Below are 26,150 nucleotides of genomic sequence, written 5' to 3' on the forward strand. Positions count from 1 at the left end.
ACCCGTACGGGCCGGGGGACCCGTACGGGCCGGGGGCATGCGGGAGAAGTCGTGTCGAAGATATGAATAAGATATGAAGCCCATTCGGAGAAGGGCTTCAGGTGAGTCAACCGCCGCGTGGCGCCTGCCCGTTGTGCGGCGCGCACAGGGCCGCGGACGGCGCCCCCGCATGTGTCTGCGCCCGGCTCGCGTCCGACGCCCACCGCAGCGACCGCACGGCACAGGCGGCCGCCGCCGAGGACTTCGATCCGGTGCGGATCCGGCCGTTCGTCGTGCTCGAAGACGACGGGGATCCGCAGGACGGCGCACATCTCGACGCCCATCCCGACGCGCGTCCCGAGAGCCCGGCCGACCCCGGCCCCGCCCCCGCGCCGGCGACGTCACCGGCCCCCGGCGAGCCTCCGTACGCCCGGGACGCCGACGGGCCGGTCGAGTCGGACGGGCCGGGCGAGTCAGGCGGGGCCGACGACGCAGGCGACACAGAGGAAGACGGTGGGTCCGAGGGGCCGGACGCTCCTGACGCGGCGCACCCCGGCCGACGGCTGGGCCGGGTACGGCTGCTGGTTCTCACAGGCGTCCTCGGAACCGCCGTGACCGCGGCCGTGCTCGTCGCGCTCTTCGTGTCCGGCGGCCCCGCGCGGGACGGTTCCTTGAGCGAGGGGGTCCGGGCGCCCGTGCCCGACGTGACGTCCGAGGACGTCACGACGGCCGGACGGCCGTCCGCCCAGGTCTCCCCGACCCAGCCGTCGCCGACCGCCTCCCGCTCCACCGGCCCGTCGGCTTCCGCCTCGGCGAGCCCCTCCCGGTCCGCCGAGCCGTCCCCGACGGCGTCCGCCGGCGCGACCGGCACCGCGCCCCCCGACCCCGGTCCGACGGGGACCGAGCCCCCGGTCCTCCGCCTGGGCGACACCGGCCCCGAGGTCACCGAACTCCAGGCGCGCCTGAGTCAGATCGGCTACTACACCGGTGCGGTCGACGGCGTCTACAGCCGCCAGGTCGCGGCCGCGGTGGGCACGTACCAGTTCACCCGGGTCATCCTCCAGGACGAGTCCGGCGTCTACGGCGCCGCCACCCGGGCCTCCCTGGAAGCGGAGACGGACGAGCCCTGACCGCCGGGCGCCCGGCCGGTGGGTCGCCGCCCGCGCCCGGTCGGGACTCGCCCGTCGCCGTCAGCCCTCGTCCGCCACCGGCTCGAACCGCCACCGGTGCACCGCCCGGGTCACCAGATCCCTTTCGGGCTCGGGCAGTTCGGGGATGCCGGCGTCGTCGTACCCGGCGTCCCACCAGGTGATCACCAGCACCCGGTCCTGCGGGGCCCGGAAGGTCTCCCGGCGCAGCGGCCGCGGCGTCAGCTCCTGCGCCCGCGCCCACGCCAGCAGTTCCCCGCCCCGCCCGGCGGCCGCCCGGGCCTCCCACATCAGCGCGACGCTCACGACGTGATCCTCATGAGTACAGGTTGTCCTTGGCGGTCTCGTGCACATGGTCGTGGTCGTGCGGGCGACCCGGCACATGCGGCTCGGTCACCGGCAGCGAGGAGTCGGCCGACAGGTCCCAGCTCGACGCGGCGCGCCCCCGGGCCACCATCTCCGCGCCCAGCGCCGCCACCATCGCGCCGTTGTCCGTGCACAGCTTGGGGCGCGGCACGCGCAGCCGGATCCCGGCCGCCTCGCAGCGCTCCTGGGCGAGGGCCCGCAGCCGGGAGTTGGCGGCCACGCCGCCGCCGATCATCAGATGGTCGACGCCCTCGTCCTTGCAGGCCCGCACGGCCTTGCGGGTCAGGACGTCCACGACCGCCTCCTGGAAGGAGGCCGCCACGTCCCGCACCGGCACCTCCTCGCCCGCCGTCCGCTTCGCCTCGATCCAGCGGGCGACCGACGTCTTCAGCCCGGAGAAGGAGAAGTCGTACACCGGGTCGCGCGGGCCGGTGAGGCCGCGCGGGAACGCGATGGCCTTCGGGTCTCCCTCGCGCGCGTAGCGGTCGATGACCGGGCCTCCCGGGAAGCCCAGGTTCAGCACCCGGGCGATCTTGTCGAAGGCCTCGCCCGCCGCGTCGTCGATGGTCGCGCCCATGGGACGGACGTCGGCGGTGATGTCGGTGGACAGCAGCAGGGAGGAGTGGCCGCCGGACACCAGCAGGGCCATCGTCGGCTCGGGCAGGGCGCCGTGCTCCAGCTGGTCCACGCAGATGTGCGAGGCGAGGTGGTTCACGCCGTAGAGGGGCTTGCCGAGGGCGTAGGCGTAGGTCTTCGCCGCCGAGACGCCGACCAGCAGCGCGCCGGCGAGGCCGGGACCGGCCGTGACCGCGATGCCGTCGAGGTCCTTCGGGCTCACCCCCGCTTCCTTCAGCGCCCGGTCGATGGTCGGGACCATCGCCTCCAGGTGGGCCCGGGAGGCCACCTCGGGCACGACCCCGCCGAAGCGGGCGTGCTCGTCGACGCTGGAGGCGATCGCGTCCGCCAGCAGGGTCGTGCCGCGCACGACGCCGACGCCGGTCTCGTCGCAGGAGGTCTCGATCCCCAGTACGAGGGGTTCGTCAGCCATTGGTCTCGGTTCCTTGTGTTCCGGCTACGGATGTCGTCGGGTCGGTCAGGCGCATCACCAGGGCGTCCACGTTCCCCGGCTGGTAGTAGCCGCGGCGGAAGCCGATGGCCTCGAAGCCGAAGCGCTCGTAGAGCTTCTGGGCGCGGATGTTGTCGATCCGGCACTCCAGCATGACCTCGGCGCACTCGAACGCGGTCGCCGCGCGCAGCAGTTCCGTCAGCAGCCGGCCGCCGAGGCCGGTGCCCCAGTGGTCGCGGGCGACGGCGATGGTCTGGACGTCGGCGAGGTCCCCGGCTGCGGCCAGACCGGCGTACCCGACGATCCGCTCGCGGGCGCTCTCGTCGCCGTCGTCGTGCCGGTCGACGGCGACGAGGTACCGGCGGGTCGCCTCGGGGCCGCGGGCGTGGGCCAGGTCGGACCAGAACATGCCGCGCGACCAGGCGTCCTCGGGGAAGAGGTCCTTCTCGAGTTCCAGCACGGGCTCGATGTCCCACCAGCGCATCTCGCGCAGCACGGGCTGCCCGGGCGGGTCGACGGTCTCGGTCACTTGGGGGTGACCACCTTGTAGTTCTTCGGCACCTGGGCGTCCGGCCGGCGCAGATACAGCGGGCGCGGGGCCGCGAGCTCCTCGCCCGCGGCCAGCCGCTCGGCGGCGAGACCCGCGAGCGCCGCGGCGGAGACGTGCTCGGGTTCACGCACGTCCGGGAAGGCGTCCGGGTACAGCAGGGCGCCCGCGCCGACGGCGGGCAGCCCCGCCACCTCGTCGGCGATGTCGGCGGGCCGGTCCACGGCGGGGTCCGAGAGCCGTGTCCGGGGGTCGGCGTAGCGGGCCCAGTAGACCTCCTTGCGGCGGGCGTCGGTCGCCACGACGAAGGGTCCTGCCAGGTCGGACGCGTACGCGAGCCCGTCGAGCGTGCACAGGCCGTACACGGGGACGCCGAGCGCGAGCCCGAAGGTGTCGGCGGTCATCAGGCCGACGCGCAGCCCGGTGTAGGGGCCGGGGCCGACTCCGACGACGATCCCGGTGACGGCGTCGAGCCGGAGCCCGGCCCCGGCGAGCAGCCGGTCGACGGCAGGCAGCAGCAGCTCACCGTGCCGGCGCGCGTCCACCTGGGCGGAGGAGGCGACGACGTCCGTGCCGTCGTGCAGCGCGACGGTGACGGCGGGGGTGGCGGTATCCAGAGCGAGCAAGAGCACGCAAACAGCCTACGGCTCCCGTGCCCCGGAAACGGCCGAGCCGGCCGAACGCCCGATCACTGCTAACGTCACCGCGAAACGTGACGTACGGGACAGAAGGGACGGTCGGCGATGCCCAGCAACAGCTCGACGTTCGTGGCCGGCCTCACCGCGGCGGCCCTGGCGACGGTCGGGTTCCTCGCCTTCCAGGCCTCGGCGAGCGCGCCCGCCGATCTGGACGTGCGGGGAAGCGGCGGGGCCCCGGCGAAGAAGGCTCCCGGGGACCGGCGGACTCCGGCCGCGCTGCCCGCCGACTCGGGCACGGGCCGGCGGGTGGTCTACTCCCTGGACGCCGACCGGGTCTGGCTGGTCGGGCCGAACGACGTGGTCACGCGCACGTTCAAGGTCGCGCCGGGCAGCGTGGACCCGCGCCCGGGCAGCTATGTCGTCACCTCCCGCTCGGGCGCCGTCACCGGCACCGACGGCACCCCCGTCGAGCACGTCGTGCGCTTCACCACCGTGCAGGACACGACGATCGGCTTCAGCGCGGCGCTGGACGGCTCGATGCCGGAGCCCGACCCGACGATGAAGACGGGGGGCATCCGGGAGACCGTCGCGGACGGCGCCGCCATGTGGACGTTCGCGACGATCGGACGAGGGGTCGTCGTGGTCCCCTGAGCCGAGCCCTCTGAGTCTCCTGGTCCGTCAGGTCTCTCGGGTCCGTCAGGCTTGCGTGGACGGTTCAGGCGGCCCTGCGGTGTTCGGCCGGGGTTCTCGCCGGCGTCGCAGGATCGGGCGGCCGCGGCGGCGTCGAGACGGCTTTCGCGGCCGCGCAGGAGGCCAGCAGGTCGCGCATCGACACACCGGCGAGCGGAGACGGCGGCGAGGGCCGGGGCGTGGGCTCGGGGACCGGCATGAACGCCTCCTGCGGTTCGGGGGCGGGCGTGGTTAGGTAGACCTAACCACGAGCTCGATACCATGTGACCACGGAGAAGACACCGGACGCAACATCTTGCCGACGTCCTGTCGGAACATTCACGAGGCGGCGCACGGGGGTCCGGGCGGCTTCGCTCGTGAACGTTCCGGAGGTCAGGCCGCCAGCACGCCGAGATCCGCGGCGGCCCACCGCGGCCCGAGACCCGTCACCGTCACCCGGCGCACCTCGTCGGAGGTCTCGCCGACGGCCCGGTGGATGCGGATGTGCAGGCGGTCGTCGGTCAGCTCCTCGACCTTGCCCTCGCCCCACTCCACGACGATCACCGAGTCCGGCAGCGAGACGTCGAGGTCGAGGTCCTCCATCTCGTCGAGCCCGCCGCCCAGGCGGTACGCGTCGACGTGGACGAGCGGCGGTCCGCCGGCGAGCGAGGGGTGCACACGGGCGATCACGAACGTCGGCGAGGTGACCGCGCCCCGGACCCCGAGCCCTTCCCCGAGCCCGCGGGCGAGCGTCGTCTTGCCCGCCCCGAGCTCTCCGCTGAGCATCACGAGATCGCCGGCGCGCAACAGCCGGGCCAGCCGACGGCCCATGTCCCCCATCGCCTCGGGGGAGTCCACGACGATGTCCACGCGGTTGTCCGCCGCCCCGGGCTCAGCCGGGCTGTGCGGTGCTGCTGGTGCTTCCATAACCGTTCACGGTAGCTCCTGCGGGCACCGCGCCCGCGCGGGTGAGCAGGTCGGCGAGCCGGTCGGTGACCACTTCCGGGTGCTCCAGCATCACCAGGTGCCCGGCGTCCGGCACGAGCACCAGTTCCGCGTCCGGCAGCAGGTCGGCGATGGCCTCGCTGTGCTCGCTCGGCGTGACCAGATCCCCGATCCCGGCCAGCACCAGCACCGGCCTCTCCGTGAAGCAGGCGAGCGCCTCGGTCTTGTCGTGATCGGAGAACGCCGGATAGAACTCGGCGACCACGTCGATCGGTGTGCCCTCGATCATCCGCTCGGCGAACCTCGCCACGGCCGGGTCCACGTCCCGCGAGGCGAACGAGTACCGCTTGATGATCCCGGCGAACAGGTCGGCGGTGGCCCGCCGCCCCCTCTCCACCAAGGCCGCCTGCTGCCCGAGGGCCTTCAGCACGCCCGGCAGCACCCGCCGCACGGCGTTCACGCCCGCGACCGGCAGCCCGAAGTTGACCTCGCCGAGCCGCCCGGAGGAGGTGCCGACGAAAGCCGTGGCGACCACACGGTCGCGGATGAACTCGGGGTGCAGCGCGGCCAGGGCCATCACCGTCATCCCGCCCATGGAGTGCCCGACCAGCACGATCGGCCCCTCCGGCACGGCCGCGTCGAGGACGGCCTTGAGATCGCGCCCCAGCTGGTCGATGGTGACCGGCACGCCGTCCTGCGTCTGGGCCCGGCCCCGCTCGGAGCGGCCGTGGCTGCGCTGGTCCCAGTGCACGGTCCGGACGACGCCCCGCAGGGCCGCCCGCTGGTAGTGCCAGGAGTCCTGGTTGAGGCAGTAACCGTGACTGAAGACCACGGTGACGGGGAGCGGGGCCTTGCGCCCGAACAGCCTGCGCCGCCGGTTCGCCGGCCCGCCCTGCGGCTCGGTCTCGTCGACCTCGTAGTAGAGCTCGGTGCCGTCGTCGGCGTACGCCTTGCCCGGGGCGCCGCGGAGCGCGCCGTACGGCCCCGCCGAGTCCAGGGCCAGCCGGGCCTTCGCCCGCATGCCGCGCCCCACGGTCATCCGCTCCAGGGCCACTCCCGCCGCGGCGCCCGCGGCGATCACGCCTATCGCGGCGCCGGCGACGCCGGTCGCCCGCCGCCAGCCCCCGGCCGCCCCCGTGGCGGAGGCGGCGACCACCGCCGTGGCGGCGCTCGCCACCGCCTCCGCGCCGGTCGCCACCACCTCCGCGCTGCTCTCGCCCACGTCCCGCTCCTCCTCGGCCGATGTCCGTCACCTGACTGCCGCTTACCCGTCTCGTTGCGCATTCACCTGAGTCGGGCACCGGACGCGTCATTCATTCACATAGACGCGGGGAACCCGCACCCCGATGCGAGTGACGATCTCGTATCCGATGGTTCCGGCCGCCTGTGCCCAGTCCTGCGCCGTGGGCTCGCCGCGGTCGCCCGGACCGAAGAGGACCGCCTCCGCTCCGGGCTCGGGCTCGTCGCCGCCGAGGTCGACGACGAACTGGTCCATGGCGATGCGTCCGGCGGCCGTCCGCCACTTGCCGCCGACCAGCACCGGGCCCGTGCCGGAGGCGTGCCGCGGAACGCCGTCGGCGTACCCGAGGGGCACCAGCCCCAGGGTCGTCTCCCCCGGGGTCAGGTAGTGGTGACCGTAGCTCACGCCGTGGCCGCCCGGAACGTGCTTCACCAAGGCCAGCGAGGCCGCCAGCGTCATCACCGGGCGCAGCCCGAGATCGGCGGAGGAGCCCAGCTCGGGGCCGGGCGAGACGCCGTACATCGCGATGCCCGGCCGGACGAGGTCGAGGTGGGTCTCCGGGAGCGTGAGCGTGGCCGGGGAGTTGGCGATGTGCCGCACCTCGGGCCGCGCGCCCTCCTTCTCCGCGTGGGCCGCCATCTCGTGGAAGAGGGCGAGCTGGGCGGCGATGGAAGGGTGCCCGGGCTCGTCGGCGCAGGCGAAGTGCGACCACAGGCCGGTGATCCGCAGCAGGCCCTCGCGCTCGGCGCGCAGCGCCTGCGCCACGAGCTCGGGCCAGTCGGCGGGCGGGCAGCCGTTGCGGCCGAGTCCGGTGTCGGCCTTGAGCTGCACCAGGGCCGGCCGTCCGGCGGCGCGGGCCGCCTGCTCGACCTCCCGCAGCGCCCACAGCCCGCTCACGGACACGTCGAGGCCGGCCTCGACCGCCTCCCGCCAGGGGCCGCCCGGCGTCCACAGCCAGCACATGATCCGGACGTCGGCCGGCAGGGCGCCGTCCGCGCGCAGCGCCAGCGCCTCCTCGGGCGTGGCGGCGCCCAGCCAGGTGGCGCCGGCCTCGACGGCCGCGCGGGCGCACGGCAGGGCCCCGTGGCCGTATCCGTCGGCCTTCACCACGGCCATGAACGCCGCACCCGGCGCCGTGGCGCGCAGGGTCCGCACATTGGCCCGCAGCGCGGCCAGGTCGATCTCGGCACGGGCGCGCGACGGGGCTGTGGTCAGGTCGGCAGTCTCACTCATCGCGCCCAGTGTCTCAGAGCGCCCGGACCGCCCTTCAGGTACCGGGCCGCCGCCCCCACCCGTGAACCCGGTCGCCCATCTTCAGCCCGCCCCAGAGCGTGCGGGCGTCGTTCAGCCCGCCCCAGAGCCTGCGTGCGTCGCCGAGGGGTGAGGAACGAGGGGTGAGGACAAAGGGCAGTCCCGCACACCTCACCCCCGTACGCGTCAGTCCCGTAGATCCCGGTCCCGTACGTCCCGCCAGGCCTCGGGGATCGCCGCGGCCACGTCGTGTGCGCCCACCGGTGCGCCGTGGGCCGCGAAGCGCCCGGCCAGGCCGTGCAGATACGCCCCCGCGCTCCCCGCGTCCAGCGCGTTCAGCCCGGCCGCGAGCAGCGAACCCGCGAGTCCCGAGAGGACGTCCCCGCTGCCGGCCGTGGCCAGCCAGGCCGTCCCCGTGGCGTTCACCCGCACCACGCCCGCGCCCCCCGCGTCCGCGACCAGCGTCGTCGAGCCCTTCAGCAGCACGGTCGCCCGGTACCGCGCCGCCAGCTCGCGCGCCGCGGCCAGCCGGGCCCGCTCCACCTCCTCGCGCGTGACGCCCAGCAGCGCGGCCGCCTCCCCGGCGTGCGGCGTCATCAGCGTCGGTGCGGTACGGCCCCGCACCGCGCCGGCGTCCGCCAGCCGCAGCCCGTCTGCGTCCACGAGCACCGGCACGTCGGCGGCCAGCACCTCCGCCACCGTCCCCGCGTCCTCCCCGGCCCCCGGCCCGACGACCCACGCCTGGACCCGCCCGGCCTGCTTCGGCCCCCGGTCGGACACGAGGGTCTCGGGAAACCGCGCGAGGACCGTGTCCCCGGCCGGACCGACGTACCGCACGGCCCCCGCCCCGCCGCGCAGCGCCCCCGCCACGGCCAGCACGGCGGCGCCCGGATAGCGGGCGGACCCGGCGGCGACCCCGACGACGCCCCGCCGGTACTTGTCGCTCTCGCCGCCCGGCGTCGGCAGCAGCGCGGCCACGTCCGCGTGCTGCAGGGCCTCCAGCTCGGGCTCGGCGGGCAGCTCGGCCCCCAGCCCGATGTCGACGAGCCGTACGGACCCCGCGTGCTCCCGGGCGGGATCGACGAGCAGCCCCGGCTTGTGGGTCCCGAACGTGACCGTCAGATCGGCGCGGATCGCGCTCCCGTGGACCTCGCCGGTGTCGGCGTCGACGCCGCTGGGCAGGTCGACGGCGACGACGGCGGGCCCGGCCTCGGCGACGAGGGCGGCCAGCGCGGCCGCCTCCGGCCGCAGCCCGCCCCGGCCGCCGATCCCGACGATCCCGTCGAGCACGAGGTCCGCCCGCCGCACGGCCCCCTCGGCTCCGGCGGGCGCGACCGTGCGTCCGCCGGCGCGCAGCAGGGCCGTCAGCCCGCCGGCGTGCGTGTGGTCCGGCGCCAGCAGCACCGCGGTGACGCCCGCGCCGCGCCGGGAGAGCCGGGCGCCGGCGTACAGGGCGTCGCCCCCGTTGTCCCCGCTGCCGACCAGCAGCACGACCCGTCGCCCGTACACCCGCCCCAGCAGGTCCGCGCAGGCGGCGGCGAGCCCGGCGGCGGCCCGCTGCATGAGCGCCCCTTCCGGGACCCGGGCCATCAGCTCCCGTTCGGCACGACGGACGGTCTCGACACAGTAGGCAGTACGCATACGTCGAGTCTGCCCCGCCCCGCGCCACCACCCCACACGGACGGCACACCCCACGGCCACCGCTCCACACGGACGGCACACCCCACGGCCACCGCTCCACACGGACGGCTCAGCCCTCGGCCACCACCACCGCCGAGGCGACGCCCGCGTCATGACTCAGCGACACATGCCATCCCGTGACCCCGAGTTCGGCCGCCCGCGCGGCGACGCTCCCGCTCACCCGCAGCCGAGGCCGTCCGCTCTCCTCCACGTACACCTCCGCGTCCGTCCACAGCAGCCCGGGCGGAGCCCCCAGCGCCTTGGCGAGCGCCTCCTTCGCCGCGAAGCGCGCCGCCAGCGAGGCGACCCCCCTGCGGCCCCCGCCGGGCAGCAGCAACTCGCTGTCCAGGAACAGCCGTCGGGCGAGCCCCGGCGTGCGTTCCAGCGACGCCGCGAACCGCTCGATCTCGGCCACGTCGATACCGACCCCGATGATGCTCATGCCGAGCACCCTAAGGCCGCGTCGTCACAGCCTGCTGCTAGCCTGCGGCGACTTGATCACGTCACGTCGGAGCACATTTTCACCGCCGCGCGCCCTGGGGGGCCAGCCCGCGCGCGCCGCGGACAGTAACGCCAGGGGGGCGGAGGCATGACCAGCACCACCGACGGCACGACCAGTGTGGGACCGCCGAGTTCTTCGGGGCCGACCTTCGATCCGTACGACAACACACCCGAGCTGGTCCCGCTGCGCACCGCCGCGCAGGCCGGTGACTGGCCGGCCGTGCGGGCCTGGTTCGCGGGGCTCGGCTCGGTCGACGAGCTCGGCACCGCCTCCAGCCTCCTCGCCGACATCGCCGGCGTCGAGAACTTCCTGGAGCGGGCGGCGGCCGAACAGCCCGGCGATCCGCTGCCGCGCGCGCTGCTCGCCGAGCGGTACGTCTACATCGGCTGGGACATCCGCAGCGGCGCCCGCGCCCAGCACGTCTCGCAGGACCAGTTCGCCCAGTTCCACGACTGGCTCCGGCGGGCCGAACAGCTGCTGATCGAGGTGTGCGCCGAGCATCCCGACCACGCGCCCGCGTGGACCGCCCGGCTGATGACCGCGCGCGGACTGCAGCTGGGGCAGGCCGAGGCGCGCCGCCGCTACGACCGGCTGTCCGCGCACCATCCGCACCACTACCGCGCCCAGACCCAGCTGCTGCAGCAGGTGTGCCCGAAGTGGGGCGGCTCCTGGGAGGCGGCGCACGGTTTCGCGCGCGAGTGCGCGACCGCCGCCCCCGACGGTTCGAACTCCGGCGCCCTGGTCGCTCTCGCGCACATCGAGCGCTGGCTGGACCTCGACAGCGGCGAGGACGCGGCGTACATGCGGGGCCTGTCGGTCCGCGACGACCTGCGGCACGCCGCGCAGGTGTCCGTGCTGCACCCCGCTCACCGGCCCGACTGGAACTCGATCGGCGCGCACAACGCGTTCGCGTTCGCCTTCTCGCTCGGCAACCACTGGGCGGACGCGGCCCCGCACTTCGCCTTCCTCGGCGACCGCGCCTCGGAGTCCCCCTGGCACTACCTGCCCGACAAGAAGTCGTCGTTCCTCAAGTGCCGCAAGGCCGCGCTGGACACCCGAGGAGGCGCCCGATGACCACGGACCTGCACAAGCACGACCCCGTCAACAGCACCGACGGCGCCGACAGTGCCGACGGCCTCGCCGCTCTGGACGGCCTGGTCGCGCACACCGTCGTCGACGGCATACCCGCGCTCTACGCCCCCGCCTCCGGCAAGGAGATCACCGCCGGTCTCTTCTTCCGGGTGGGCCGCGCCGACGAGACCCTGGCCACCGCCGGCCTCACCCACCTCGTGGAGCACCTCGCCCTGCACCGCCTGGGCCTGTCCGACCTGCACTACAACGGCGCGACGGCGAACGCCTACACCCTCTTCCACGTGACCGGACGTGAGGAGGAGGTGGTCGAGTACCTCAACGGCGTGTGCGCGGGCCTGCGCGACCTGCCGATGCAGCGGCTGGAGACCGAGAAGGAGATCCTGCGCACCGAGGCGGCCGGCCGCGGCGGCGGCCCCCAGCAGCAGATGCCGCTGTGGCGGTACGGCGCCCAGGGCTACGGCCTGTCCAGCTACACCGAGCTGGGCACCTGGGGCCTCACGCCCGACCAGGTCCGTTCCTGGGCCGAGACCCGCTTCACCAGGGACAACGCGGTGCTGTGGATCACCAGCGACCGCATCCCCGACGGCCTGGACCTCATCCTCCCCGCAGGCTCCCGCTTCCCCGCCCCGGCCGCGACCAGCGCCCTGCCCGTCACGCCCGCGTACATCAGCGGCGACGACGGCCATGTCGTCCTCACCTCGGTGCTGCGCCGCTCCACCGCGGCGAGCGTCTTCGCCGACGTGCTCGGCCGGGCCCTCTTCAAGGACCTGCGCCAGGAGGGCGGCTACTCCTACTCCGCGGAGGCCGACTACAGCCCGCGCGACGCCGACTTCGCCACCCTCACCGCCTACGCCGACGCTCTTCCGCAGAAGCAGGACGCGGTCGTCGGCGGCTTCGTCGACACCCTCGCCCGGCTGCGCGCGGGCCGCATCGAGCAGGCCGAGCTGGACTCTGCGCGCGGCAAGCTCCTCAAGATGTACGACACCCCGGACCTGGGCGCCGCCACCCTGCCCTCGTACGCGCTGAGCCTGCTGCTCGGGCACCGCATCCTCAGCCCCGAGCAGCACAAGGCGGAGCTGAACGCGGTGACCGTCCAGGACCTGCGCGCGGCCGCCGGGGAGGCGTGGAAGAACGCGCTCCTGCAGGTGCCCGGCCGGGGCGTCGACTGGGCGGGGCCGACGCTCGCGCCGCAGCGCTCGACGACCGCCGTCACCGGCACCCGCCACCAGTCCCTGGAGGACGACGACGTCACCCTGGTCATCGGCGCCGAGGGCGTGAGCCTGGTGACCCCGAGGGGCCCGGTCACCGTCCGCTACGACGCCTGCGCGGCGATGACCACCAGGCCCGACGGCTCCCGCGCCCTCACCGGCCACGACGGCTTCTCGGTCACCGTGGAGCCCACCCTCTTCCGAGGCGTGACGCCGGAGCGCATCGCGGCACTCGACGCGGCCGTGCCCCCGCAGGCGAAGGTGCCGATGCCGGCGCGGGAGCCCGACCGCATCCCCCAGCCGCGCAAGCGGGCCTCCGCCCCGCCCTCCGGCGGCCGCTCCACCTGGGGCTGGACCACCGCGCTGTGGCTCGTGGGCCTGCTCGCGGCGGTCTGGGGCCTGCTCTGCGCGGTGATCACGGCCGACGAGGCCTCGGCCGCCGCCCCGGAGTGGGACGCGGTCGCGGGCGTCTGGATCATGGAGCTCCCGCTGGTCTTCGCGGCCTGGAAGGTGTTCACGGCGCGCAGGACGCGCAGGCGGAGCTGACGCGCCCGCCCCGGCCGGGGCGGGCGGCGGGGAGCGGCCCGTCGGCGGGCCGCTCCCCCACAAGCGGCTCACGAACGGCTCACGAGTCGGCTCACGAACGGCTCGTGAGCTGCTCACCGGCGAGCGGCTCACCGGCGGGCGGGCCGCTCACGGACTACTCCACGGTGACGGACTTCGCCAGGTTCCGCGGCTGATCGACCTCGTTGCCCCGCGCGGTCGCCAGCTCGCACGCGAACACCTGCAACGGCACCGTCGCGACCAGCGGCTGCAACAGCACCGGCGTGACGGGGACGCGCACGAGATGGTCGGCGTACGGCGCGACCGTCTCGTCCCCCTCCTCGGCGATCACGATGGTCCGCGCCCCGCGTGCCCGGATCTCCTGGATGTTGGACACGATCTTGTCGTGCAGGACGGACCGTCCGCGCGGCGAGGGCACCACCACCACGACCGGCAGGTCCTCCTCGACGAGGGCGATGGGCCCGTGCTTCAGCTCCCCCGCCGCGAACCCCTCCGCGTGCATGTAGGCGAGCTCCTTCAGCTTGAGCGCCCCCTCCAGCGCGACGGGGTGGCCCACGTGCCGCCCGAGGAACAGCACCGTGTCCTTGCCCGCGAGCGAGCGTGCCAGCTCCCGCACCGGCTCCATCGTCTCCAGCACCCGCTCGACCTCGCCGGGCATCCGCGCGAGGTCCCGCACGACGGCCCGGATCTCGTCCGCCCACTTGGCGCCGCGCACCTGCGCCAGATAGAGGGCGACCAGGTAGCACGCCACCAGCTGCGTCAGGAACGCCTTGGTGGACGCGACGGCCACCTCCGGCCCGGCGTGCGTGTAGAGGACGGCGTCCGACTCGCGCGGGATCGTCGATCCGTTGGTGTTGCAGATGGCGAGCACCTTGGAGCCCTGCTCGCGGGCGTGCCGCAGCGCCATCAGGGTGTCCATGGTCTCGCCGGACTGCGAGACGGCGATGACGAGCGACCGTGAGCCGAGGATGGGATCCCGGTAGCGGAACTCGCTCGCCGGCTCCACCTCGCACGGGATGCGCGCCCAGTGCTCGACGGCGTACTTGGCGATGAGACCCGCGTGGAAGGCCGTGCCGCACGCGACGATGACGACCTTGTCCACCTCCCGCAGCTCGGCGGCCGGGATCCGCACCTCGTCGAGGGTCAGCGCGCCGGAGGCGTCGACGCGGCCCAGCAGCGTGTCGGCGACGGCCTTGGGCTGCTCGGCGATCTCCTTGAGCATGAAGTAGTCGTGACCGCCCTTCTCCGCGGCCGCCGCGTCCCAGTCGACGTGATACGACCGCACGTCGGCCACGGACCCGTCGAAGCCGGTGACCGTCACTCCGTCCCGGCGCAGCTCGACGACCTGGTCCTGCCCCAGCTCGATCGCCGAGCGCGTGTGGGCGATGAAGGCGGCGACGTCCGAGGCGAGGAACGCCTCACCCTCGCCGACGCCCACCACCAGCGGCGAGTTGCGGCGCGCGCCGACCACCACGCCCGGCTCGTCGGCGTGCACCGCTACCAGCGTGAACGCCCCCTCCAGCCGTCGGCACACCAGCCGCATGGCCTCGGCCAGGTCGGCGGTGACCGAGAACTCCTCGGCGAGCAGGTGCGCCACCACCTCGGTGTCGGTCTCGGAGAGCAACTCGTGCCCGCGCTCGGCGAGTTCGGCCCGCAGCACAGCGAAGTTCTCGATGATCCCGTTGTGCACGACGGCGACGCGCCCCGCGTTGTCGAGATGCGGGTGGGCGTTGTCGTCGGTCGGCGCGCCGTGCGTGGCCCACCGGGTGTGCCCGATGCCCGTCGTCCCCGCCGGCAGCGGCCGCTCCGTCAGCTCCTTCTCGAGGTTCAGGAGCTTGCCCGCCTTCTTCGCCGCGGCGAGCCCCCCGTCGGCCGGCACGGCGACGCCCGCCGAGTCGTACCCCCGGTACTCCAGCCGCTTCAGTCCGGCCATGACGACGTCGAGCGCCGAACGAGACCCCACGTATCCCACGATTCCGCACATGCCCGGCAGCGTACGGCGAACCGAGCCCCCGAAAGAGCCTCCACGTGCCCGATTCCGGAAATTCCCGGAGGCTGCCGGCGCCCACGCGGCCACGTCCCCCGGCGTGGAGCCACCCCGCGGAGGCCAGGGCGTGACGGACCCCACCTGTCGCCCCGTTCGAACTCCGTTAACAATGGAGTGTGATCTCCCCGGTCTCCCCGATGCCCCGGAGCGCCCACCGGCACAGGCCGGAGGCGACTCCCTACCTCGACCTCACCCGCAGCGAGTGGAGCGCGCTGCGCGAGAAGACGCCGCTGCCGCTGACGGCCGAGGAGGTCGAGAAGCTGCGCGGCCTCGGCGACGTCATCGACCTCGACGAAGTGCGTGACATCTACCTCCCGCTGTCCCGCCTGCTCAACCTCTACGTCGGCGCGACGGACGGTCTGCGGGGCGCGCTCAACACCTTCCTCGGCGAACAGGGCTCGCAGTCCGGCACCCCGTTCGTGATAGGCGTCGCGGGCTCCGTGGCCGTGGGCAAGTCGACGGTCGCCCGCCTCCTGCAGGCCCTGCTCTCCCGCTGGCCGGAGCACCCCCGCGTGGAACTGGTCACCACGGACGGCTTCCTGCTCCCGACCAGAGAACTCGAAACCCGCGGCCTGATGTCCCGCAAGGGCTTCCCCGAGTCCTACGACCGGCGCGCCCTGACCCGCTTCGTCGCCGACATCAAGGCCGGCAAGTCCGAGGTCACGGCCCCCGTCTACTCCCACCTGATCTACGACATCGTGCCGGACCGCAAGCTCACCGTGCGCCGCCCCGACATCCTCATCGTCGAGGGCCTGAACGTGCTGCAGCCCGCGCTCCCCGGCAAGGACGGCCGCACCCGCGTCGGCCTCGCCGATTACTTCGACTTCAGCGTGTACGTCGACGCGAGCGTCGAGGACATCGAGCGCTGGTATCTCAACCGGTTCCGGAAACTGCGCCGGACCGCCTTCCAGAACCCGGACTCGTACTTCAGGAAGTACACCCAGGTCTCCGAGGAGGAGGCCGTCGACTACGCCCGCGGACTCTGGCGCACCATCAACAAGCCCAACCTGGTGGAGAACATCGCCCCGACCCGCGGCCGCGCCACCCTCGTCGTCCGCAAGGGCCAGGACCACAAGGTACGACGTCTGAGCCTGCGCAAACTCTGACCTTCCGCACTTTCACCGACCCCGCCCCGAGCCCGCCGCACGCCGCTAGAGTTCTCGTTCCGCACGAACGGAACGGGGGCAGGCCATGGGGAACCAGGACACGCTCGTCACGCTGGAGTTCTCGGCACAGGACGCGGACCCGGAGTACGTCGACGAACAACTGCGCCTCCTCATCGACGAGTTGGACGAGCTGGACCTGACCGGCATCGAGCCGGTCACCGTCGGCCCGCCGCCGCCCGGCACGCGCGGCGCGGACGTCGTACAGCTGGGGACGCTGCTGATCGGTCTCGGCGGCGGAGGCGCCCTGCTGCCCGCCCTCATCGGCGTGGTCCAGGACTGGCTGGGCCGCCGGCGCTCCTGCACCGTCCGGATGAAGCTCGGCGACGACGAGATCGAACTGACCGGCGCCTGCGACGACATACAGCAGCGCGCCCTGGAGGAGTTCATCCGCCGCCGGGGAGAGTGAGCCCCGATGGCCCGGCACGCCCTGATCATCGGCAACACCGCTTACGACGACCCGCAGTTCGCCCCGCTCCCGGGGGCGACCGCCGACGCCCACGCGCTCGCGACGGTCCTCGCCGACCCCGCCATCGGCGGCTTCACCGTGGAGACCCTGGTCGACGCGCCCCTGCGCCCTGCGACGCGCGCGCTGGAGGCCTTCTTCACCCGGGCCGCCCGCGACGACCTGCTTCTGCTGCACCTGTCGCTGCACGGCTGGAAGGACCGGGGCGGCCGGCTCCACTTCGCGATGACCGACACCGAACGCGACTTCCCCGGCGCGACCGCCGTCACGGCGCACGCGCTCAGCGGCTGGATGGGGGACAGCCGCTCCCGCCGTATCGTCGTCCTGCTGGACTGCTGCTACAGCGGAGCCTTCACCCTGAACGCGCTGCACCGGCAGCGCGGGACGGGCGCCGTCGACGTCACGGAGCCGTTCGCGGGCCTCGGACGGATCGTCATGACGGCCTCCACCTCGCTGCAGTACGCGCACGAGGCCGAACACGACGTCCGCTACAGCCGCACCCCGGCCAAGCCGTCCGTGTTCACGTCGGCCGTGGTGGCCGGGCTCGGCGACGGCTCCGCGGACCTGGACGGCGACGGCCTGGTCTCGGTGGACGAGCTGTACGACTACGTGCACGAACGGGTGCGCCGGACCATCGCGGACCAGACCCCGACGCTCAGCATGGACAGCGCCCAGGGCACCGTCTATCTGGCCCGCAGCCCACGGCACGGCGACGTCGACAGGCTGACGGAGATGCGCACGGCGGCGCTGGACCCCCAGGCCTGGAAGCGCGTCGGCTCCCTCCATCTGGTCGAGCAGCTGCTCGGCAGCGTCCGCGAACCGAGCCGGGACACGGCCCGTGCCTGCCTGCTCGGCCTGATCGCCGACGCCGACCGCGAGGTCGCCCGCCGCGCACGGCAGCTGTGGCACGAACGCGGCCTCGGCGAGATCCCTGCCGTCCGCCCACCGCGCCCCGCCCGCCCGCCCGTGCCGCACGGGCCCGGATCCGTCCCCGGCCCGGTGGCGGGCATCGACTTCGGCACGACGAACTCGGCGATCGCGCTCTTCGAGGGCGAGGACGTCCGTCTGGTGCCCAACGCCGAGGGAGCCCTGACGACCCCCAGCGTGGTCGCCGTCACCGCGGACGGGCAGATCGTCGTCGGCGCCCCCGCCGCACGTCAGGCGGTCACCAACCCCGACCACACCGTCCGCTCGGTGAAACTCCGGCTGGGCACGGCCTGGAGCATCACCCGGGGCGCCGTGCGGCTGACGGCGGAGGACGTGGCCGAGCTCATCCTGCGCCGGCTGCGCGAGGACGCCGAGGCATGCGCCGGGCGACCGCTGCACGGCGCGGTGCTCACCGTGCCGGCCGACTTCGACCTGGACCAGCGGGCTGCCCTGGTGGAAGCAGCCGGCCGGGCGGGGATCCGTGCCCTGCGAGTCATCAACGAGCCGACGGCGGCGGCGATCACGTACGGCCTCCACCGCATGCAGGGCACCACCGTCCTCGTCTTCGACCTCGGCGGCGGCACCCTCGACGTGTCGCTCATCGAGATCGGCGACGGAGTCGTGGAGGTCAAGGCGACCGGGGGCGACTGCCGCCTAGGCGGCGACGACTGGGACCGCCGCGTCGTCGACTGGCTCCTGCACCGGGTGCGGGAGCGGCACGCACTGGACCTCTCGGCCGACGTGACCGTGATCCAGCGGCTCCGGGAGGCGGCGGAGGCCGCGAAGATCGAGCTGTCCTCCGCGAGCTCCACCACCGTCCGTCTGCCCTACCTCACGTTCATGCTGCACGGTCCCGTGCATCTGGAGGAGACGCTCACCCGCAAGGGTTTCGAGGACATGACACAGGACCTGCTGTTGCGCTGCCGCAGGCCCGTCGAGCAGGCCATGCGCGACGCCGTGATTCCGTGGTCCGAACTGGAGCGGGTGATCCTGACCGGCGGCGCCACCCGGATGCCCGCGATCGGGGACCTGATGAGCAGCCTCACCGGGGGCCGGCAGCCGTACCGGGGTCTCATCCCGGAAGGAATCGTCACCGGAGCCGCCCTGCAGGGCGGAATCCTCAGCGGCGCGGTCCAGGACACCCTGCTCCTCGACGTCACCTCGTCCTCGCTCGGATACGAGGCGGCCGGCGGCGCCGTGGCCCAGATGATCGCGCGCAACACCACCATTCCCACACGGCGCAGAGAGTGGGTCGCGACGAGCGCGCAGAAGCGGCAGACGTTGATCCTGCACGTCGTGGAGGGCGAGAGCACGACGGCCGCGGAATGCCGGAGCCTGGCCGTGCTGGAACTGACCGACCTGGCCGCCCATCCGTCAGGGACCCCGTTGGTCGATGTCCTCTTCGACTTCGACGCCAACGGTCTGCTGACCGTGTCGGCCAGGGAACTGCGCGGCCGGACGAAGGAGCTGCCGATCCGCGTCGCGGAACTGAACCGGGTCCACCGCCAGGCCGGAATGCCGAACGCCACGCCCCGGCAGGAGCGACTCCCCGCCGAGCTGGAGGCCAAGTACTTCACCGGCCGCACCTGGAAGGTCACCGTGGACCGCGCCTCCGTCGCCCGGGCGAACTCCCTGGTGCGCTCCGCCCGATGGCAGACCCTCAAGGAGCTCACCCCCCGCCCCTGGGACCCCCCGGAGTCGTGACCACCGGGCCCGCTACCCTGCCCCCATGCTTCACCTGCGCCTGATCACCCCGTCGGACAGCACCGAGGCCGCGGTCCGGCTGATCGAGCACACCGTCGGCACCACGCACCTCGTCGTCCTGCCGGGAGCCGCCCGCGACCCGGCGGGCGACGTCGTCCTGTGCGACGTGGCGCGCGAAGCGGGGGACGAACTCCTCTCCGGTCTCCAGGAACTGGGCCTGGACAAGACCGGCTCGATCGCCGTGGAGAACATCGACCTGTCGCTCTCCCGGCGCGCCGACGAGGCCGAGGAGGAGGCGCCGGGCGAGGCCGCGGACGCGGTCCTGTGGGAGCACCTCACCGACGCCACCCACGAGGAGTCGACGCTCTCCGTCACCTACCTCATGTTCATCACCCTGGCCACGATGATCGCGGCCTGCGGTGTGGTCCTGGACAACGCGGTGCTCATCGTGGGGGCGATGGCGGTGGGCCCGGAGTTCGGCCCGCTGGCCGGCATCTCCACGTCGATCGTGCAGCGGGCTCCCCGCCTGACCCTGCGCTCGCTGATCGCCCTGCTCACGGGCTTCGCGGTGGCGATAGCGGTGACCGTCGGCTTCAGCCTGTTCATGGACGCGATCGGCCTGTTCAGCAGGGAGCAGCTGGACGCCGACCGCCCCCAGACCGGCTTCGTCTACGCCCCCGACGCCTTCTCCTTCGTCGTCGCCCTGCTGGCGGGCATCGCCGGCACCCTCTCCCTGACGTCGGCGAAGTCCGGCGCCCTGGTGGGCGTCGCCATCTCCGTGACGACGGTCCCGGCAGCCGCGAACGCGGCCGTGGCCCTCAGCTACGGCGACACCCGCCAGACCTGGGGCTCCACGGAACAGCTCCTGCTGAACCTCCTGGGCATCGTCCTGGCGGGCACCCTGACCCTGCTGGCCCAGAAGTGGTTCTGGACCAGGCAACGCCGGTCCATGCAACGCTCGTAGGGGCGCGGGCTCCAGCCGGTCTGCGTCGGTCCAGCGGTCCGCGTCGATGCGCGGATCCGGGGACTCCGCCCGGCGGCCGCGCGGTCCGCGCGACCGGGACCGTCCACCCCCGGCCCGCGGACCTCAGCCACAGACCTCCGTCAGCAGCCCTCCGAGCCAAGCCTTCGCAGCCCGCACGCCCGCAGAAGCCCGACCCGGACCCCGACTCCGGCCCTGCCCCCAACCCGGCCCGTCGGTCAGCCGAGCGCGGACTTCACCGCGTCCGCGAGCCGCCCGGCGACGGCGCGGGCCTGCTCGATGTCGGCCGCCTCGACCATGACCCGCACCAGCGGCTCGGTCCCGGAAGGCCGCAGCAGCACCCGCCCGGTGGCCCCGAGCTCCCGCTCCGCCTCGGCGACGGCGGCCGCGAGCTCGGCCGACTCCCCGACCCGGGACCTGTCGACGTCCGGAACATTGATCAGCACCTGCGGCAGCCGCTCCATCACGGAGGCCAGCTCCCGCAGCGACCGTCCGCTCTGGGCGACGCGAGCCGCCAGCATTAGCCCGGTCAGCGTGCCGTCGCCGGTCGTCGCGTGGTCGAGGATGATCACGTGGCCGGACTGCTCACCGCCCAGCGCGTACCCGTGCTGCTTCATCTCCTCCAGCACGTACCGGTCGCCGACGGCGGCCTGCACCAGCTGGATCCCCTCGCGCTCCATGGCGAGCTTGAAGCCGAGGTTGGACATGACGGTCGCGACAACGGTGTCCGAGCGCAGCACGCCCCGCTCCCGCATGGACAGGGCCAGCACCGCGAGGATCTGGTCGCCGTCGATCTCCCCGCCCGTGTGGTCCACGGCGAGGCACCGGTCCGCGTCGCCGTCGTGCGCGATGCCGAGGTCGGCCCCGTGCTCGATCACCGCGGCCTTGAGCTTGTCCAGGTGGGTCGAGCCGCACCCGTCGTTGATGTTGAGCCCGTCCGGCTCGGCCCCGATGGTCACGATCTCCGCGCCGGCCCGCGTGAACGCCTCGGGCGACACCCGGGCGGCAGCGCCGTGCGCCTCGTCCAGGACGATCTTCAGCCCGTCGAGCCGGTTCGGCAGGACGGCGATGAGGTGGGCGACGTAGCGGTCGAACCCTTCGCCGTACGAACGCACGCGACCGACGCCGCTGCCGGTCGGCCGCTCCCAGGGCGCGCCGGTGCGGTGCTCCTCGTAGACGGACTCGATCCGGTCCTCCAGCTCGTCGGCGAGCTTGTGGCCGCCGCGGGCGAAGAACTTGACCCCGTTGTCCGGCATGGCGTTGTGGCTGGCGGAGAGCATCACGCCGAGGTCCGCGCCGAGCACGCCGGTGAGGTACGCGACGGCGGGGGTCGGCAGCACGCCGACCTTCAGCACGTCCACGCCCGCACTCGCCAGACCGGCCACGACGGCGGCCTCCAGGAACTCCCCGGACGCACGCGGGTCACGTCCGACGACGGCCACCGGTCGGTGCCCCTCGAACGTCCCCGCCTCGGCCAGCACGTGCGCGGCCGCGACCGAGAGGCCGAGCGCCATCTCCGCCGTCAGATCCGCGTTGGCGACACCGCGCACGCCGTCCGTGCCGAAGAGTCGTCCCACTTGTCCTCCTGAGGAAGCGTCAGTTGCAAGAGACCTGCGGGCGCGTCGGGCGGCCCACCGGTCCGCAGCGGCTCCCGCGTTCCGGCACCGCGTTCCGCCGGCGCGCCCAGGCGCCGCAGCGCGGCACCGCATTCAGGCATTTGATGCCCTGAACATCCGATCACACAAGCCTTTGAGCACCTTGTGCCGTTATACGCCCACAGCTGCGAGAAAACGAACGCCCCGGCGACACTGTGGCGTGCCGCCGGGGCGTTCGGAGTACGTACGGTCGAACCGGAACCGGCCCGACCGGGATACGTACGAGCAGGCAGCGAAGCTTAGCGCTTGCTGTACTGCGGGGCCTTGCGGGCCTTCTTGAGACCGGCCTTCTTGCGCTCGACCGCGCGGTCGTCACGCGTGAGGAAGCCGGCCTTTTTGAGGGCGCCGCGGTTGTTGTCGACGTCGGCCTCGTTCAGGGCGCGGGCGACACCGAGACGGAGCGCACCGGCCTGACCCGAGACGCCGCCACCCGAGATACGGGCGATGACGTCGTAGCGGCCCTCGAGCTCGAGGACCTTGAACGGCTCGTTGACTTCCTGCTGGTGCACCTTGTTCGGGAGGTAGTCCTCGAGGGTGCGCCCGTTGATCTTCCACTTCCCGGAGCCCGGAACGATCCGGACGCGGGCGATGGCGTTCTTGCGACGGCCCAGGCCGGCCGCAGGCTGGGCCTCGCCGAAGCGGGAGGCCAGGGACTCCGAGGTGTACTCACCCTCGACGGGGACCTCGGACTCGGTGGTGTAGCTGTCGATGTCGACGAGCTCGGTCTCTTCGAGCGGCTGCTCGGCAGTGGTCTCGGCCACGGTTCTCCTCAGATTCTCTTCAGCTAGGGGGTGTGGCCGGACTTACTGCGCGACCTGGGTGATCTCGAACGGCACGGGCTGCTGCGCCGCGTGCGGGTGCACGTCACCCTTGTAGACCTTCAGCTTCGAGAGCATCTGACGGCCAAGCGTGTTCTTGGGGAGCATGCCCTTGACGGCCTTCTCGACGGCCTTCTCCGGGTTGTTCGCGAGGAGGTCGTCGTAGCGCACGGAGCGCAGACCGCCCGGGTACCCGGAGTGGCGGTAGGCCATCTTCTGGGTCCGCTTGTTGCCGGAGAGGTGCACCTTGTCGGCGTTGATGATGATGACGAAGTCACCGGTGTCGACGTGGGGCGCGTAGATCGGCTTGTGCTTGCCCCGCAGGAGGGACGCGGCAGTGGTGGCGAGACGGCCCAGGACGATGTCCTGAGCGTCGATGACGTGCCACTGGCGCGTCACATCGCCGGGCTTGGGGCTGTACGTACGCACGGTTCGTAGCCTTCGCTTCTTCAGTGAATTGGTCCTGACAAGGTCACCGAAGACGATCACGACAGCCCTGACCGCACTGCGGTGACGCAAACCGCGTGCTGGTCGCTGGTCATCGGCCCGGTGGACCGGTGTAAGGGCCCGTCCCGTGAGAAGAGCAAGCCAATACACAACGAAGAAGCAGAATACCCGTGTCCTGGGGGCCGGGTCAAAACGGGGCCGACCCACGCACGTGAACATGCCATCCTCGCCACGCGAAGACGACCGGAAACCCTCCCCTGGAGTGTCCCGCGCCACACCGCGCCCGTCGGCCTGGGGGAACGCCGTACCAACCACCCGGAGATGTCGTTTTTGCCCGTACTTCCGCCCCGAAGGCCGCGGTCCCTCCCGCCTGTTGAAGCGGAACAGCACCCCCCGGCGCCCGTCTAAGATGCGCCCCATGAGCTATGGGCAGGGGGGACCTCAGTCCCAGTGGGATCCGTGGAAACCGAACTCCCAGCAGCCGTGGGCCACCGGCGATGACGGGCGGACCCCGGACTGGGCCGCGCTCGCCGAGGCCTCCGAGACGCGCAACAAGCGCCGCCGGGTGTTCCTCATAGGCGGCGGCGTGCTCGCCACGCTCGCCGTCGGCACCGCCGTGGCCATGGCCGTGGTCTCGGCGAACGGGAAGAACGAGGCGAACAAGCCGACGTCCTCGCTGCCCGGGGTCGCCGGACTGCCGAGCGCTTCCGGCACCCCGTCCTTCGCGCCGACCAGCGCACCGCCCCCGCTGGACCCCAGGGAGTTCATCGCCAGCAAGGCGAAGGACACCGCTCCCAACGGCCCTGACCTGCTCTTTCCCGGCACCCAGCTCACCATGGGCTCGACCGTGTACAAGAAGGGTCCCAAGGCCGACAGCACCACCTGCGCCACGGGCGCCGCGGGTACCCTGCCCAAGATCCTCACGGCCAACGGCTGCACCCGCGTCATGCGCGTCACCTACACCAAGGACGGCATCGCGGTCACGGTGGGGGTGGCCGTCTTCGACACCGAGGCCCAGGCCCTCAAGGTCAAGAGCCAGGCCGCTGACAACAAGAGCATCGTCAAGGCCCTCGACGGCGGGAACGTCAAGGCGTTCTGCAACGGCGCGATCTGCCGCTCCACGACCAACTCCTACGGCCGGTACGCCTACTTCACGCTGACGGGCTTCACCGACGGCAAGGACGTGACGACGAAGGACACGGCTGTCTTCACCGCCGGCGACGATCTGTCCAAGTTCGCCTTCCAGCAGATCCGCCGCCGCGGCGAGGCCCAGGCGTCCGCGGCCTCCGCCGGCTGACCGCCCCGGGCCCCCCGCGGGGCCCCGCCCTCGGGCCCCGCGCCGGCGGGCGAGGTCAGCAGCACCCCGCCCCGGGCAGCGTCCGCCTGTTGCGCGCCTCCTTGTTGCGCGCGGCGAGCAGCTCGTCGGCCGGGTAGCCGACCTCCTCCAGCGTCAGCCCGTGCGGCCGCACGACGTGCACGGCCGAGTCCCGGACGCCCGCGGCGAGCACCTTGCCGGGCCACTCGGCCCCCCGGTGCCCGTCCCCCACGAACAGCAGCGCCCCGATCAGCGAGCGCACCATGTTGTGGCAGAAGGCGTCGGCGCGGACGGTGGCGGTGATGATCCCGTCGGCCCCCTTGACCAGGCTCAGCTGCTGAAGCGTGCGGATCGTGGTCGCCCCCTCCCGCTTCTTGCAGTACGCGGCGAAGTCGTGCTCCCCGAGGAGCCGCTCCGCGGCCTCGTTCATGGCGTCCACGTCGAGCGGCCAGTCGTGCCACAGGACGTGTCCGCGCAGCAGCGGATCGACCCCGCCGGGGTTGTCGGTGACCCGGTACGCGTACCGGCGCCAGACCGCCGAGAACCGCGCGTTGAAGCCGTGCGGCGCCTCCCGCAGCGCCCACACCCGCACATCCCGCGGCAGCCGCCCGGCGAGCCGCTTCAGCAGTTTCCCGTGGTGCTCGCGCCAGACCTCCTCCGGCAGATCGACGTGGGCGACCTGCCCGCGCGCGTGCACCCCGGCGTCGGTCCGTCCGGCCACGGTCAGCTCGTACGTCGTCCCCCCGGACCGCGTGACGGTCCGCAGCGCGTCCTCGATCTCCCCCTGCACGGTCCGCCGTCCCCCGGCCTGCTTGGCCCACCCGGAGAACCCGGAACCGTCGTAGGACAGGTCCAGCCGCACCCGGACGAACCCGGGCTGTACTTCGTCACTCACTCCTGGATCCTCTCAGCAACACGAAAGCGGGTCCGTCCCCCGAAGGGAACGGACCCGCAATCGCCCTGAAGGGGGCGGGGAACCGCGCGACGGACCACGACGAATCCGCGGCCGCGATCGCACAGCCCCCGGGAGAACGCTTACGCGTCCTTGGACTCCTCGGCCGCCGCCTCGGTCTCCTCGGCCTTGGCCGTGTCGACCTTGGTCTCCTCGGCGACCGGAGCAGCCTCGACGTCCTTCGCGGCACGCTTCGTCGCGGCCTCGGCCTCGCCGGTCGCCTGCTGCGCGACCGTCAGCGCCTCGACCAGCTCGATGACGGCCATGGGCGCGTTGTCGCCACGACGGTTACCGATCTTGGTGATGCGGGTGTAGCCACCGGGGCGGTTCTCGTAGCGCGGGCCGATCTCGGTGAAGAGCGTGTGCACGATGCTCTTGTCCGTGATGACCTGGAGCACCTGACGGCGGTTGTGAAGGTCGCCCTTCTTCGCCTTGGTGACCAGACGCTCTGCGTACGGGCGCAGCTTGCGCGCCTTCGCCTCGGTGGTGGTGATGCGGCCGTGCTCGAACAGCGCCTTCGCCAGGTTCGCGAGGAGGAGCTTCTCGTGCGCAGCGCTGCCGCCCATACGGGCGCCCTTGGTGGGCCTCGGCATGGTGTTTCTCCTAGGTGTCTGCCCCGGCCGTATCAGGTACCGGGGTCAGTATCCGAGCAGGCGGTCGCCTGTCGGAGATCCGGGCGCCTTTCTCAGCGCGCCCGGAGGACCCGCGCCCCGCGAGGCGCGGGAACCGCTCGACCAGCCACAACGGTCTCGCGGTCGGGTCCCGGCCGTCCTGCGAAG

Annotated in this window: 25 protein-coding genes; 9 read left to right on the forward strand and 16 right to left on the reverse strand. The window is 73.0% G+C overall.

What is annotated here, in order from left to right; translation table 11 throughout:
• Positions 1–101 precede the first annotated feature (101 nt).
• Positions 102–1,109, forward strand: a complete 1,008-nt coding sequence (locus IE239_RS19760) for a peptidoglycan-binding domain-containing protein (RefSeq protein WP_190150696.1) — start codon at positions 102–104, stop codon at positions 1,107–1,109.
• A gap of 60 nt (positions 1,110–1,169) precedes the next feature.
• Here the strand turns inward: IE239_RS19760 and IE239_RS19765 are convergent, their stop codons facing one another.
• Genes IE239_RS19765 through tsaB form a run of 4 tightly spaced genes read right to left on the reverse strand, consistent with a single transcriptional unit; the run spans position 1,170 to position 3,738 of the window.
• Entirely contained in the window at positions 1,170–1,433 is a 264-nt protein-coding gene (locus tag IE239_RS19765; protein WP_190150697.1) for a hypothetical protein, read from the reverse strand.
• 10 nt (positions 1,434–1,443) lie between these two features.
• The gene (tsaD, locus tag IE239_RS19770; protein WP_190150698.1) at positions 1,444–2,541 is read right to left on the reverse strand and encodes a tRNA (adenosine(37)-N6)-threonylcarbamoyltransferase complex transferase subunit TsaD; all 1,098 of its coding nucleotides are present in this window, start codon (positions 2,539–2,541) and stop codon (positions 1,444–1,446) included.
• Positions 2,534–3,043 (reverse strand): ribosomal protein S18-alanine N-acetyltransferase, encoded by a 510-nt coding sequence (gene rimI / locus IE239_RS19775; protein WP_190150770.1) that lies wholly within the window; start codon positions 3,041–3,043, stop codon positions 2,534–2,536. The genes tsaD and rimI overlap by 8 nt, the downstream gene beginning before the upstream one ends.
• 41 nt (positions 3,044–3,084) lie before the next feature.
• Positions 3,085–3,738 (reverse strand): tRNA (adenosine(37)-N6)-threonylcarbamoyltransferase complex dimerization subunit type 1 TsaB, encoded by a 654-nt coding sequence (tsaB, locus tag IE239_RS19780; RefSeq protein WP_190150699.1) that lies wholly within the window; start codon positions 3,736–3,738, stop codon positions 3,085–3,087.
• A gap of 111 nt (positions 3,739–3,849) precedes the next feature.
• On the opposite strand from tsaB, the gene IE239_RS19785 reads away from it, so the two are divergent.
• Positions 3,850–4,395 (forward strand): hypothetical protein, encoded by a 546-nt coding sequence (locus IE239_RS19785; protein ID WP_190150700.1) that lies wholly within the window; start codon positions 3,850–3,852, stop codon positions 4,393–4,395.
• A gap of 64 nt (positions 4,396–4,459) precedes the next feature.
• Here IE239_RS19785 and IE239_RS19790 read toward each other — a convergent pair whose 3' ends face one another.
• The 6 genes from IE239_RS19790 to IE239_RS19815 form a co-directional block, all read right to left on the reverse strand.
• Entirely contained in the window at positions 4,460–4,633 is a 174-nt protein-coding gene (locus IE239_RS19790; protein ID WP_190150701.1) for a hypothetical protein, read from the reverse strand.
• Positions 4,634–4,806: 173 nt separating this feature from the next.
• A complete protein-coding gene (tsaE, locus tag IE239_RS19795; RefSeq protein ID WP_190150702.1) occupies positions 4,807–5,340 on the reverse strand; it encodes a tRNA (adenosine(37)-N6)-threonylcarbamoyltransferase complex ATPase subunit type 1 TsaE in 534 nt (177 codons plus the stop codon).
• A complete protein-coding gene (locus IE239_RS19800) occupies positions 5,306–6,580 on the reverse strand; it encodes an alpha/beta fold hydrolase (RefSeq protein ID WP_190150703.1) in 1,275 nt (424 codons plus the stop codon). The genes tsaE and IE239_RS19800 overlap by 35 nt, the downstream gene beginning before the upstream one ends.
• Before the next feature lie 87 nt (positions 6,581–6,667).
• On the reverse strand, positions 6,668–7,831 hold the full coding sequence (alr, locus tag IE239_RS19805) for an alanine racemase (protein WP_190150704.1): 1,164 nt from the start codon (positions 7,829–7,831) through the stop codon (positions 6,668–6,670).
• A 204-nt stretch (positions 7,832–8,035) separates the two neighbouring features.
• On the reverse strand, positions 8,036–9,490 hold the full coding sequence (locus tag IE239_RS19810; RefSeq protein WP_190150705.1) for an NAD(P)H-hydrate dehydratase: 1,455 nt from the start codon (positions 9,488–9,490) through the stop codon (positions 8,036–8,038).
• Between the two features lie 109 nt (positions 9,491–9,599).
• Positions 9,600–9,971: a holo-ACP synthase gene (locus IE239_RS19815; protein ID WP_190150706.1), complete on the reverse strand. Its 372-nt coding sequence runs from the start codon at positions 9,969–9,971 to the stop codon at positions 9,600–9,602.
• Between the two features lie 147 nt (positions 9,972–10,118).
• Here IE239_RS19815 and IE239_RS19820 point away from each other — a divergent pair, with 147 nt between their 5' ends.
• Together IE239_RS19820 and IE239_RS19825 are read left to right on the forward strand one after the other, a co-directional pair.
• Positions 10,119–11,105 (forward strand): hypothetical protein, encoded by a 987-nt coding sequence (locus tag IE239_RS19820; protein WP_190150707.1) that lies wholly within the window; start codon positions 10,119–10,121, stop codon positions 11,103–11,105.
• Positions 11,102–12,877 (forward strand): M16 family metallopeptidase, encoded by a 1,776-nt coding sequence (locus IE239_RS19825; protein WP_190150708.1) that lies wholly within the window; start codon positions 11,102–11,104, stop codon positions 12,875–12,877. The genes IE239_RS19820 and IE239_RS19825 overlap by 4 nt, the downstream gene beginning before the upstream one ends.
• Positions 12,878–13,031: 154 nt before the next feature.
• On the opposite strand, the gene glmS is transcribed toward IE239_RS19825, so the two are convergent.
• The gene (gene glmS / locus IE239_RS19830; protein WP_190150709.1) at positions 13,032–14,879 is read right to left on the reverse strand and encodes a glutamine--fructose-6-phosphate transaminase (isomerizing); all 1,848 of its coding nucleotides are present in this window, start codon (positions 14,877–14,879) and stop codon (positions 13,032–13,034) included.
• A gap of 179 nt (positions 14,880–15,058) precedes the next feature.
• Here glmS and coaA point away from each other — a divergent pair, with 179 nt between their 5' ends.
• The 4 genes from coaA (at position 15,059) to IE239_RS19850 (ending at position 20,166) form a co-directional block, all read left to right on the forward strand.
• Complete coding sequence (coaA, locus tag IE239_RS19835) at positions 15,059–16,048, forward strand: type I pantothenate kinase (protein ID WP_373308123.1); 990 nt, start codon at positions 15,059–15,061, stop codon at positions 16,046–16,048.
• 85 nt (positions 16,049–16,133) lie between these two features.
• Entirely contained in the window at positions 16,134–16,514 is a 381-nt protein-coding gene (locus tag IE239_RS19840) for an effector-associated constant component EACC1 (RefSeq protein WP_190150710.1), read from the forward strand.
• 6 nt (positions 16,515–16,520) lie between these two features.
• Positions 16,521–19,202, forward strand: a complete 2,682-nt coding sequence (locus IE239_RS19845; protein ID WP_190150711.1) for a caspase, EACC1-associated type — start codon at positions 16,521–16,523, stop codon at positions 19,200–19,202.
• Positions 19,203–19,227: 25 nt separating this feature from the next.
• Positions 19,228–20,166: a DUF389 domain-containing protein gene (locus IE239_RS19850; RefSeq protein WP_190150712.1), complete on the forward strand. Its 939-nt coding sequence runs from the start codon at positions 19,228–19,230 to the stop codon at positions 20,164–20,166.
• Positions 20,167–20,402: 236 nt separating this feature from the next.
• On the opposite strand, the gene glmM is transcribed toward IE239_RS19850, so the two are convergent.
• From glmM to rplM, 3 genes are all read right to left on the reverse strand, one after another.
• The gene (glmM, locus tag IE239_RS19855; protein WP_190150713.1) at positions 20,403–21,761 is read right to left on the reverse strand and encodes a phosphoglucosamine mutase; all 1,359 of its coding nucleotides are present in this window, start codon (positions 21,759–21,761) and stop codon (positions 20,403–20,405) included.
• A gap of 317 nt (positions 21,762–22,078) precedes the next feature.
• Positions 22,079–22,600, reverse strand: coding sequence for a 30S ribosomal protein S9 (rpsI, locus tag IE239_RS19860; RefSeq protein WP_190150714.1), 522 nt, complete (start codon positions 22,598–22,600; stop codon positions 22,079–22,081).
• A gap of 42 nt (positions 22,601–22,642) precedes the next feature.
• The gene (rplM, locus tag IE239_RS19865; protein ID WP_020132189.1) at positions 22,643–23,086 is read right to left on the reverse strand and encodes a 50S ribosomal protein L13; all 444 of its coding nucleotides are present in this window, start codon (positions 23,084–23,086) and stop codon (positions 22,643–22,645) included.
• Positions 23,087–23,522: 436 nt separating this feature from the next.
• On the opposite strand from rplM, the gene IE239_RS19870 reads away from it, so the two are divergent.
• On the forward strand, positions 23,523–24,401 hold the full coding sequence (locus IE239_RS19870; RefSeq protein WP_190150715.1) for a hypothetical protein: 879 nt from the start codon (positions 23,523–23,525) through the stop codon (positions 24,399–24,401).
• A gap of 55 nt (positions 24,402–24,456) precedes the next feature.
• On the opposite strand, the gene truA is transcribed toward IE239_RS19870, so the two are convergent.
• Together truA and rplQ are read right to left on the reverse strand one after the other, a co-directional pair.
• Positions 24,457–25,314, reverse strand: a complete 858-nt coding sequence (gene truA / locus IE239_RS19875) for a tRNA pseudouridine(38-40) synthase TruA (RefSeq protein WP_190150716.1) — start codon at positions 25,312–25,314, stop codon at positions 24,457–24,459.
• Positions 25,315–25,454: 140 nt separating this feature from the next.
• Entirely contained in the window at positions 25,455–25,964 is a 510-nt protein-coding gene (rplQ, locus tag IE239_RS19880) for a 50S ribosomal protein L17 (protein ID WP_190150717.1), read from the reverse strand.
• Positions 25,965–26,150: the final 186 nt, after the last annotated feature.

Origin of the sequence: Streptomyces humidus, assembly GCF_014649655.1 — a bacterium.
GTDB classification, from domain to species: Bacteria; Actinomycetota; Actinomycetes; order Streptomycetales; family Streptomycetaceae; genus Streptomyces; species Streptomyces humidus.